This is a genomic window from Xenorhabdus sp. PB30.3, assembly GCF_963895965.1.
GTDB lineage: Bacteria > Pseudomonadota > Gammaproteobacteria > Enterobacterales > Enterobacteriaceae > Xenorhabdus > Xenorhabdus stockiae.
On record NZ_CAWQMW010000001.1, the window covers coordinates 17,722 to 30,775 of the forward strand.

The following is a 13,054-nucleotide window of genomic DNA, read 5'->3' on the forward strand; positions in this document are numbered from 1 at the left end:
GAGGCCTTTCCGTAAGGTTAATAAAAATGGCTCACTTAATGTGAGCCATTTTTATTAAATAACTATATATCTACGTAACTGCTCCCCGCCCCATAGAGGGTTTACGGCGGATTTTGCTAACGAGTAAAGCGAGATTAATTGTCGATGTTATCTGGTTGATAAGCAAAACACCGGAACAATAAAATACTGCCAGTCATCAGGTTAACTTAGATTTCCCGCTTGTTGTGTCTGCCCAGGCAGCGATAATGGTTGATTTTGTCTGGCTATCCAGAAAATCAATAAAACCACTGTCACCAATATCAGGTGCAAACCCACTCATAGCCTGTACTAATGTATCCACTGCACTGGCTGAGAGGGCGGTATACTCGCACTCACCCTGAGTATCTTTATTCCCCATCCGGGTAATGATATCCGCACGATTGCCATTAAAGTAATCAGTGAAAGTCACAGACCCCAACGCTTCAAACTGCCCTTGTCCCGATGTATCGCAAATATTACGATTAGTCAGCAATACCAGATCATAGCCGCTGCGCTGGAACCACAGGTTCTGCCAGTTGATATTGTTGAAAATAATCCGGTCACCCAGTTTAATATCTTCAACGACGTTATCAATCACATCACCACTGACGACAAAACTATTGACTCCAGAACCACCTTTGAAGTGGTTCTGATAGCCGCCCAACACCAGCAGATTATTACCTTCACCGCCATTAAACCGGCTGAATTTAGAAACCACATCTGCAATCAGATGATCATTACCAGCCCCACCGTTAATCACTGCGTGATAGCCCATCAGCTTAATAGCATTATTGCCTGCGGTGCCATCTATCCGGTTATAGTTGCCGAATACGGTTGCAAAATCATCACCCGCGCCCAGTAAGACCTGATTGTGATTACCGATGGTGACGACATAATCCTGATCTTCACCTGCATCAATACGGTTGAAATTACCGGAAGCCACGATATAGTCACGTCCTTTACCACCTTCAATCACGCCACCTTCACCAAAAGCAAAGACCTGATCATCACCCTCTCCCATATAGGCATAATTAATGTGTCCGGCCAGCACAGCAACATCATTGCCTGCCCCCCCAAACATCATATTTTCACGCCCCATCAGAACTCCGAGGTCATTACCTTCGCCGCCAGCGAAGATGTTGGAGGTTCCTACTGAGTAAAAGACATCATCACCACGGCCACCCCAGAAGTTATTGTTATCGCCCAGATACGCGCCCAGATCCTTGCCATCACCACCCCAGTTAAAATTGTAGTTACCGAGGGAAACGTGAATATCACCATCACCTTGCAGATGCCCACTGTTACGCAGAAAATCAAATGTATTATCCTGCATGTTCAGTAGATCTGCCGTCAGGTTTTCTTTCAGATTACTCACCAGTGATTGCATTTCTGTCTGTTTATCCTGACTGAACAGCGTCGCAAACAGGTTTGGCAGGTTCAGGGCATTAAATCCGAATGCGCGTTCCGGCTGCTCACTTTCAGTTTGCTCTGTAGGTTTATCTCCTTCATTCAGGGATATTTTATCTTCTGAAGTGTCATCAGGGGCTTTCGCTTTCAGCCCGTGACTTTCGGCAAAGGAGTTAATGCCATCAGTACCGGTGTTCAACCCCGCTTTCAGGCCGTCGAGTAACTTTTGCGGATCAGTAAATGACTTCAGCTGATCACCACTGAATTCACCAATGATTTCCAGCAGTTCCTGCATGATGGCAACGCCATCCACTGGCTGACCGCTACGGGAAACAATACGTCCGTCCGGTGTGTAATCCACGCCAAAAATATCCGCCAGCGTGGTATCCGCGCTGACACCGGCCAGATTTCCCAGCAGTTTATTTTTAATCTGGCGCGGCAAATCGGTCGGGCTGAATGTAAACGTGGTTTTTGCCATGCCTGTGGCGGTATATTCCTGCGTCATCAGGCCAAACACTGAACCCAGATTGGTATCCAGTATCGACTGAATGTTGTCACCGAACATGAAATTCCAGTTACCGGTTGTCACCTGAATATCCGCACCCTGCCCGCCCACGGCAAAGTTAAAGGCCAGTTTCTCATTCGCCTGACGGAATTTATCCGCCCGACTAAGTTGGCTCAGTTCAGGTTTATTACCTTCTCCTCCCAGCCACTGGTTGTATTTCTTATTCAGCGTGTTTTCGAGATCATTTTTCAGCCCACGGCTGCTGCGCTCATTCTCTGTGTTAAGTTCCGTCAGAGTTTCATATTTGACACTGCTGGTCAGATCAAGACCGGATAAATCACGGACATATTTCTTCGCGCCCTCCAGTGTCCACTGTTGTTCCTGCGCTGTCAGCCAGTCTGCTGAACCAAACAGCCCACTCGAACTTTGTGCTGCAACGTTTTGTGATGAAATACTCTGCAATACCCCGGAAATACGGGCTGCGCCATCAAATGGATTAATTAATGGCGGGGTCGGAATGGATTTTTCCAGCATCACAATCAGATCATTGCTGCGCCCCAGATTGAAACTGATGTTACGGTTCCCCACAAACAATTGTGCACCTTCAAATGCCTGATAACCGGCGATATCAACACTGTGCTTGCTGTCTCCGTTCCCGATGTGAACCATCACATTGTTATCACCAAAAGCCAGCGATTTGAAACCACCGTTACCCACCTTGATCCCCACATTCGTGGTTCCCCAGTTAATGGCGGTAAATTCACCCTCACCAACCTGTACCTGAATATTGCCGGAATAACTCAGATGACGATCAGAAGCCGTATCATTCGGGGCATTGCTATTCGGAGCACTGTCATTCTCTTTTTCACGCTGTTCGGGTGCATGGAATGTCTCGGTATTTTCAGCGATTGCCCCTTTCGCCCCGGCTTCAGCACCGGAGTGACCGACAAGAGACAGCGCAATGTCATTTTCAGAGATACCACGGCGGATATGTTCAGAATATGACTCCAGTTCACCCTTGTCATTCCAGCCCAACACAATTTTGTTGTCCACCAGCTTGTGAACCCACTGTTCCTGAGCATCCCGTGTATGTTTGCGGCCGGCGCTGTCTACCGCAACTTCGCTGCTACGGGCTGATACCGAAGTACGCAGTCCCTGATCGTCAAGTGCTGAAATAAAGCGACGGGCAAAACCCTCACGCTTGTCATCACCAATCAATGAGCAACCAACAAGGCTGATATGTTCAGGGATTCCTGCCTGTCTGAAGTCTGCGCTGAACTGTTTCAGTTTCAACGCCAGCTCATCGGCACTGTATCCTCCCATACGGGTCAGGTTCTGGGCTGATTCATCACGCCCGTGCCCGACTATCTGCCAGCGTAATTTACCGGAAAGCTGAGCCGGATCGCCGTAAACCACACGATACTGACCGTTGGCATCAAGCTGGACAATAACACTGGTATCAGGGTGTTTCCCTGCCAGACTCGCAGCGGCTTGCAAAGCAACAGGATCGTTTTCCGTCTGAATAATGACCTGGCTGTTGAAGCGGCTTTCTCCGCCTTCAGCATGAGGTTTAACCGCAACTTTCTCCCATGTTTCGACATGCTGATTGTTAACCACACGTTCAACAGCTTCTGGCGTATTATCTTTAAGCGGTTTTTTCACCTCATTGATAGCTGTATCGTTATAATCTTTTGCCGGAAGCAGACCTGATACAATCTGTTCAGCATACTGGTTCATTAACCGGTTGCTGGCTGTATGATCATAGATAGTCTGTTCACCCGATACCTGATAACCCTCTGTGACCAGTTTAGTACGGAGTTTTTCACCCGCGTCACCCAGCCCTTCGTTATCAGTCAGCAACATGATTGGTGTCTGTTTCGAAATACCCTGTAGATTTTTCTCAACTGAGAACTGACCATTCACCGCTTTTGCCAGTACACCAGTGATACCTGCCGGGTTTGGTACTTCATGGGCAGTTATCGCTTTGGTCATACTTGGCATCGGTCTGTCCAGCAATAAACCGGATACCGGCTGACCATGATGTTCTGCATAACGGGCAAGATCGGCCGCAACCGCGCCCCCCATTGAGTAACCATGTATGATGATATTTTCTGGTTTGATACCACGATCATTAACCAGATAATGGAACATCGTACGGGCATCCTGATACAACCCTTTTTCATTCGGGCGGCCATCGCTGGAACCATAACCACGCATGTTCACCGCCAGTAAATCAATACCTTGCTTCTGGTAATGATTCTGAATAGCACCTGACTGTTCTTCCGCTGATGAACCGGAACCATGAATGAAAAGAATCACTTTTCTGGATGGATTCTGGCTAGTGGCTGCATCACTCCCTTGTTCAGCCTGCCCTTGATCAGATACGTGATAATAACCTGTCAGGCGTCCGGCATCTCCACCTAGCGTGACTTTTTCCGCCGTGCCGCTTTCTACTGCATAATCCAGCAGGATTTGTGTATCTTCATTGATATTGCGACGGGCATCTTTGGCACCGAAAAGTTCATGATTCAGGAAACGTTTCACCGGGTTAAAAGGTTCCTGATCCTGTGGTGGTGTGCCATCATTCTCAATAGCCACCTTTTCCACTCTTTTCGCTTCCACGATTTCCGGTATCTGGCTCTTGTCGTTACCTTCAGCCTGATCCTGATCTGTCAGATCCTCACCAATGCGACGGTTTTGCTTCCTGACCGTATTTTCCGCCTGTGCTGCCTGTGATTCCTGTAGAGCCTGCGCATAATTGAACAGTTCGGTTGGTGTCCAGACGCCAAAATGAGGCTGCCATTTATGCCCGATAACCTGATCCGCACCGCCCGCTTTGAGCACTTTGGCAACAATGCTTGAGCAGTTACCGGTCAACAGCTGGTAACGGGCGTCAGGGTTCTGGCTGATTTTATGCCACTCAGCCTGCATTGCGGCCACATCCAGCCCCGCCAGATTAATGCGGAAAACACGCCCCTGATCCGGTTCACTGGCCTTGAAATCCTGAATATTGCTCAGCTCACGTTCTGCAAACTGGCGGATCACATTAGCCACTCGTTTTTCAGTCAGCTCTGGTGTCTGCTGTTTTGCCGCTGTCCGCAATGCCTCGGCAAAGTTTTTACCCACTTCCAGCATATCTATGCTGCCGTCTTCCCACTGCTGCATGAACGGGCGGGAGATATGTTCCGGCACACCGGCAGATTTCAGCAGGTTAGGATTGGCAAGGGCTGCCATCGCAAAACCTTCGCTGATCTCCTCAAATCTTGCATCAACGCCTTTTGCGGCCTGTAATTTTTCAATAAACCGCTCCAGCTTACGTGAGCCATCGTGCAGGCCGAAGTTATCTTTCTCCTCGGAAGCAACATCCAGCTCCAGCGCGTCATTTTGTCCCGCCGGCTGGCTGAGATCACGCCAGCGCAGTTTTACATCCGGATGCTCTGCGGTGGAAACATCAAAAATACGGCGGACACTGGTTGATTTACCACCTTTCGGCCACCAGCTGACATAGTGTTTTTCATTGAATTCGGCAGCATTTTCAGCCGTAATTTCCATACGCCCGTGCCCGATTTGCAGGGCTGCATGCCCCAATCGGCTGTGATCGCTGGGTTTCCAGATAAACAGTGTGGCACTGACCGGAGACAATTGCTGTTCAATTGCCTTGTGGATTTTTTTCAGGCCGGAGACATCAAGCCCTTTACCATCTTTCGCTAAATCACGGGGATGCAGGTTGGAGAAAACCGCTTCCGCCACTGACTGACCATACTCTTTAGCAACCGAGGTTTTAACCTGTTCAACCGCTTTTTCCGCCCATTCCGTTTTCACCACAGTCTGAATATTGGATTTTCCACGGGTAACGAAATTCCCCTGTTCATCAATATAAAGATGCTTGGATTCTTTCAGGCTGGCATTGCTCAGTTTATTGTACAGATCACTGAAACTGCCTTTCGCGGTGCTTTCTACAGCGGATTCGGCAATCGCCAGTGTTTCATTCAGGCGCACCTGAATTTGTGATAGCAGGTTTTTCAGTGCCGGAGTACGTTCTGAATCAGGGTGCCCCAGAAGATAGCCTTCCACCTGCTGACGCAGACCGGAAAGTTTTTCAATGGCTTCCAGATCATAATCCCGGCTGTTTTTCAGCTCGTTTTCATAACCTTCAAGTGCATCCAGTACGTGCTGATAACTGTCTCCCCGGATCTTACCTTTAACGTATGCCGCTGCCTGCAACTCATCAGCAGACATCAGCTCAGTTTTTGGTTTATAGCTCCAGCTACCGTCTGTTTTTTCAGCCAGAATACGGGTACGACCGTTATCATGAGAAACAATGCGATCTTCTACCAGATACAGCGTATCAGGCAGTTGTTGGTAGTTATCATAGTTGGCGAGAATAAAACGTTCGACCGCTTTGACTTGTTCAGCATTATCCGTGTCTTCCACAATAATGCTTTTGAAGCCGGTGATTTCAGAGCCATCACTGTTCCTGCCCGGCCACGGGCGGATTTCAAAACCATCGTAATCATCAGATTCACGCACCAGCAGATTACGTTCAGTACGCAACCCGTAGAATGGCAGTGCCTGATTCAGCAGCGTATCGATGGCACTGGTTTTGATATCCAGATCAATCAGGGTATCCGGCTTATAGCCGGTAGGGTTCTGTGCCAGCAGCCTTTCCTGTTCTTCAAAGCTGAGTGAATCAAAACGTGCTTTGACAGAAACACCGGCATCCGTCAGCCTGCGCCCGATATTTTCCGGTAATACGCCCTGATATTCTTTGGCTGCTTTGTCCAGCAGACGAATTTCCCCTACCAGTCCTTCACGCTGCAACTGGCGCAATACCGGCAGTTCAACATTCCAGAAATAGTTACCCAGACGCAGGCCACCTTCTGCGATGACATAAACATCATCACGTGAGCCGGTTGCGTACAGGGAACTCCAGAAACCGGTATTACTCCGTGCCGATGCGTTAATCACTGATTTCAGCGCATTCTGCTCAGCAACATCCGGATCAAGGAATATGCCTCCCCAGCGCATCAGGGTTTTGTTGAGTTCGATGGCAAATGAATTACCTTTTACATCAATATCGTAAACAACCTTTTTGCCATCCGTCTGGGCAGCATCGAGAATATTACGGTACTGTTTGAAATTTCTGCCTGACCAGAACGAGACAATGCTTTTATCGCCATGAACAGGCTCAAAACTATAACCATAATGTTCCAGCCTTGAGACGAATTCGACCCGCTTATCCCAGTTATAATCAATGGTGGCATCAACAAACAGTTTTGCCAGCGAGGTTCTCTGTTCTTTCGGGATGCTGTTTTCCGTGCCATTCAGGTAGCCTTCAACAAACGTCACCATTTTTTGTCTGAGCACATCGGGAATATCTGCATCCACACGCTCGAAACCCGGCACCGGAATATAATTTTCCGTTGCGAGGTTATTATCGCTATCCAGCCACTGATAAATATTAGCGACTTTCTGTGCCCTCAGCGCTGCACCGGAATTTTCTGGCGTATCAGTATGTTCCGGCTGGCTTTTGCCTGCTCCCAGTGCATTCAGCCCACTGAGATCCAGACCGGAAATTGATAGCTCTCTTCTGACAGGCGCGGCTGGTGTTTCATCCGTACTGACAGTGGATGATGGCTTACTGACAGACGGCTGCGCTATTCCTGTATTATCGACGTTCGGAGTTATATGCTGCTTTCTGGCTCGTATGCCCGCATTAATCTGCAAGCGATCCAATGCTGCTTTTGCATTATCCAGCTCGCCCAGATCTTCTTCCAGATATTGCAGTTCCGGAGCAAATTCGTTTTCTGTCTGAACAGCAGATTCAGCATCAATAAAGGAATGCGTTTTCCCGGCCTGATTTTCAGCCTGCTTTTTAGTATCGGTATCAGCAGGGATCTGTCCTGACAACCCACTTCCCGCCGCTTTCTCACGGCTCGGTAGTTTGTCGCTATCAAGTTTTGCAGCTTTGGCATCTGACTGCACCTGAGCTGTTTTTATTTCTGCCGCAGATACGGCATGCTGACCACGTTGTTCCGCTTTCTGTGCTGCCGATTTTCCGTCACGGCCTGCCTTCTGAGCCTGCTGCTGATGAGCAATAGCCTCCTGCTCCCTGAATTCAATATCAGCACGGGCATCTTCAATCCTCTGCATGGAGTGCTGACGATCCTGCTCTCCTTTGTTAGCACCTGATTCAGATTTAGCAACGGCGTCTTTCACTTCTCCCAGACGCTCCGCTGAGGCCTGCTGAGAATGTTCCAGCTGCTGTTGTGCCGTCTCTTTTGCACTGTCGAGCTGAGTCTGGATGTTACCTAATAAACCATCAGCATACTGATCACGCCACTGCTGACCGGATTGCCCATGATACGTAGAGTAATCATTCAGCGCTTCCAGCCCTTTGGTTTTTGCTATCAACTCTTGTGTGATTGACTGGGCTTCATCCCTGATGGCTTCACGCTGCGATTGACCATTGGCATTCAACGCCGTCAGATCAGTATTTTCCAGTTGTGCCTGAGTATCGGAAATTGCCGCCAGTTGTTTCTCTTTTTCCTGTGCCAGTCGCTGGCGATCAGCTTCTGCGTTTTCCTTGTCCTGCAAGGCATTTGTGGCTGCCTGATCCTGCTCCACGTAATCAGCAATATCCTTGTCCGACCATTCAGAGCGGGCAACGACGTTATCCAGCACAAAGCCTAAGCCATCACTCACACCAGTACCGGCAAATTCGAGCCGGTTACTACCTGCCTGTGCGGTGAGAGTTAACGTTTTATTTTTCCATTCCGCTTTACCGCTATCATCTGCCCAAATGGAAAAAACAAGCTCTCCGTTCCAGAGTACATCTATGCCATTATCATCAGAAAGACCAGCACGCATGGCGTAATCAAAACTGACGCTGATAGGCTCTCCCTCAACCAGTCCGTTGATATCCTGATAAATACGGGTGTTGATATCCACATCAAGTTCACTGACCCGCTCGCCATGTCCCTCTTTGCTTAAACCATAAGAAACAGCGGAAGTGTGAGCTTCAATCCCGTTTGTGGAATGCCAGCCCGCAGAACCTTGCTCAAAATCACCATTAACAATCAGATTACCGGCCTGACGTTTTTCATGGCTGAGACTACGCTGCATTGCCTCAGTATCCGGTGTATCCACCTCCGACACCGCACCTTGCAGGCTCTCACTCAGATCAGAAGTGACTTCATCCACTTCTGTCAGTTTAAAGCCATCCAGTGAGGAAACTTCCGGCAGATCAATGGCTCCGCGCCCTTTGTGGGTTCCTGATGTGTTGGCCTCATCACCGTTTACCAGATAGCTGATGCCCTGACTGCCTGCTGAGCCAAGCAATGTCTGTTTGACGTTATCAAACAGTGCGCCCAGTTTGTTACTCTGGGTATTGCTGGTTGCGACAGCCAGACTATAAAAGTCACCATTACCAACCTGAACGGCGACATTATTCCGGGCGTAAGAGGCGTTGATGTTCAGGCCGTCACCCACTCGGATATTGGCATTGCCTGCGCCTTTCATGACAGAGATATTCAGGCCATCACCCACGCGGGTGTTAACGTTATATTTGCCCCATGCCACGTTGACAGAGACACCATCACCCACTTTGGTATTAACATTCAGATCACCATGAACAGCGGTGACACTCAAACCATCACCCACGGTTGTGGTGATATTGCCTTTACCTTTGGCGACGGTTGCCTGAATACCATCACCCACTTTGGTGACAACGTTACCCTGACTCCATAATGCGTTGAAGCTGTCCCCTTCACCGATCTGAGTCACGATATTGGCATCACCTTTAGCCAGTACAACATTGCGCCCATCACCGACTTTAGTAATGACATTCGCTTTGCCCCACGAGCCGGTGTAATCATCACCATTGCCGATATGGGTAATAATATTGGCCTGCCCCTGAACAACGGTAATTTCCTGACCATCACCCACCTTAGTGATGACGTTCGCTTCCCCTTTGGCGAAGTTGTAGCGATCTCCGTTACCATAGTGAGTCAGAATATTGGCTTTACCCCAGACCGCATTCACGCCTGTACCGTCACCCACTTTGGTAATGATATTGGCTTCGCCTTTGGCAAACCCGATCGTGTCACCATCACCAATGTGAGTCATGATGTTACCGATTTTGGAAACCAGCAGGCCAACAGCGGTTCCGTCACCCACTTTGGTCAGAATATTCCCTTTACCGTTCAGCAGGGCGGCTGTTGTGCCTTCCCCGATATGGGTTACTACGTTGGCCTCTGAGGACGCTACAACACCCATAAAGTCATTACCGACTTTGGTCACGATATTTGCTTTACCCAGCGCCAGTACACCCGTCATACCATCGCCGACGTGAGTCATGATATTGGCCTTGCCAAACATCGCTGCCAGTGTTGTGCCATCACCGACTTTGGTCATAATGTTGGCCGTACCGGCAAACAAACCGATGCTGGTGCCTTCTCCGACATGGGTATAAATGTTGGCCTTGCCTATCATTAATGCCGCAGTCAAATCATTACCGACTTTTGTCAGAATGTTGGCTCCGCCAATCATGGCGGCAAAAGTAGAACCATGACCGATTTGCGTAAAAATATTCCCTTTGCCGATCATGGCCGCCAGTGCATCACCGTTACCGGCTTTAGTCGCAATGTTACCTTTGGCGATCATCAGGGCAACACTCATACCATCACCGATATGGGTGAATACGTTGCCGAATGACAGCATCAGTGCCAGCGCATCACCATTCCCCACTTTAGTGAAGATATTGCCGCCACCCGCCATCAGTGCACACGCATTGCCCTCACCGACATGGGTAAAAATATTGCCGAAAGCAAGCATTGCGGCAATGGTTTCGCCATCACCGACTTTGGTGAAGATATTTCCTGCTCCCGCCATCACGCCCAGAGTTTGCCCGTCACCGACATGAGTCAGGACATTGCCCAGCCCCAGCATGATGCCGGTGGTATCTCCGTTACCCACTTTGGTCAGGATATTCGCCCCGCCCAACAGAATGCCGGAAGTGTTTCCATCCCCGACATGAGTCAGAACGTTAGCCCCGCCGCCCATCACAGACAGCAGATCACCTCTGCCTTTTTTGGTCAGAACGTTAGCACCACCCAGAGCAATGACTTTTGTATTATCAGATTTGGTCGCATCTGAGTGATTGCTGATGTGGGTAATAATATTCGCGCCACCCAGCATGCCGGATTCAAGAGAGCCTTCGCCAATCTTGGTCAGAATATTGGCGCCTCCGGCCAGAATGGCAGACACTTTTCCCTGTCCCACCTGAGTCAGAACATTGGCACCGCCAACACCCGACCAGACCGCATCACCATGACCAATCTGAGTATGAGTATTGAAACCACCGCCCATTGAGACGCGGCTGTTCCCATTTCCTTTGTGAATGGAAATGTTACCGACAGCCAGAAGATGGGCAAGATAGCGCCCGTCACCGACACGAACCAGCACGTTAGCTGCACCACCGGCATTGACTTCCATATCCCCGCGCTTCCCTTGATGAAGAAGCACGTTGGCAATTCCGGCACCATTAAATTTCAGATTGCCTTCCTTGCCTTTTTTGATGATGACGTTTGCACCACCGGCACCGTTAAATTCCGTATCACCGAATGCAGAGGTGTGTTCAATAACATTGGCAATACCTGCGCCACTGAAATAAACGTTGCCTTTTGTAACATTGGATTTGATAACGTTACCGCCACCAGCACCTTCAAAACGGACATCACCTGAAGTTTCACGACGCTCAGTCACCGGAAACAGTGACTGGTCACTGTATTCGTGTGTACTGGCAACACGCTCGGTAGTTGTCTGTACCATTCTGGCGCTGTAATGAAGATCACTCAGTGAATAACCGCCGGTTCCCATCGGAGTATAACCGTAGCTTTCTGAGATGATTTTATCTGCCAGATTGATCGTATGGTCGCCTTCCTTATACCAGGGGCGGGCAATGTATTGCAGTATTCCGGTTTCAGGATGGTTTCTTAACTCGATCACCACAATTTTGGTATAAACACCCAGTTTTTTGGCATACACATAGGTGTTTGGCTGGCGATGGGATTTAACCGCTGTTACATCAACCTTGGTGCCATCCTGATAAACCGCATAGCCGCCCATTCTGGCATCAGATAAAGTGACATCGGCGGCCTTAATACGCACACCACTACCATATGTCACCCATTCGTTTTCTGTCAGTTGTTGCTCTACTGCCTGAATCGTGGTGGCTTGCTGGTGTTCAACAACCAGATTTGACAGGGTATAGGCTCCGTCAATCCCCACATCCACAAAACCGTTCTGCGCAGAGATATCCTGTTTTTCAAGCCCCTGAAGGTGATTACCCTCTTTATACCAGGCGGTAGAGTGGTAGGTCAGTTTTCCGGTTGCGGGATCATTGCGAAGCTGGATTTTATGAATTTTAGTGTAAGTGCTGTCAGCAAAGGCAAACAGGTAAGTGTTCGGCTCCCGTGTTGACTTAATGCCTGACACCTGATTATCGCTGCCAATCCATGACCCATTCATGGTCGCACTTTTCAGGATAATCTCTTTGGCATCAGCGTACTCTATGCCTTCGCCGCTCAAGTCACTGTCAGCGCCTTTACGGATAATCCGGTTATATGCGCCCGCTCCGGCAAAGTGGATATTCCCCTGTTCTACATCGGAGTACAGGCTGTTATAACCACCGGCTCCCTTAAAACTGATATCACCTTTTACACCTTTACGGGTGATCCCGTTATAACCGGAAACCCCCGCGTAGTTGATAGCACCGTTATCACCGGTGTGATTGATGTTCAGCCCACCAGCAGCACCGGCAAACTCTATCGTACCGTTATGTGTTTTATTAATGGCGGTATATCCTGACCCGCCTTTGACCGTCAGGGAGCCACTTGTATCATTGATGTTCAGATAACCGGCACCACCGACAACCGTATCATGACCCCATGTTGTATTGACTGTGGCACCGATTGACCCGACGACAATATAGTCATTACCGCCATAAGCATTAATAACGCCGCCAACGCCTATCGCATGTATTGTGTTACCGTCATTATCATCCTCATATCTCCCGGTAAAGAAGTATTCCGTACTTCGGTTAGATGATTTCCCCATAAATAT

At 49.0% G+C, this 13,054-nt stretch carries 1 protein-coding gene; it reads right to left on the reverse strand.

The annotated features are described in order from the left end of the window. Window positions 1-196: 196 nt before the first annotated feature. Entirely contained in the window at window positions 197-13,048 is a 12,852-nt protein-coding gene (rtxA, locus tag AACX38_RS00030; RefSeq protein ID WP_228862758.1) for an MARTX multifunctional-autoprocessing repeats-in-toxin holotoxin RtxA, read from the reverse strand. Between the last annotated feature and the right edge of the window lie 6 nt (window positions 13,049-13,054).

Bases quoted from the DNA above. Each gene is read 5' to 3' on its own strand.
- rtxA (WP_228862758.1), bottom strand. From the start codon at position 13,048: ATGGGGAAATCATCTAACCGAAGTACGGAATACTTCTTTACCGGGAGA.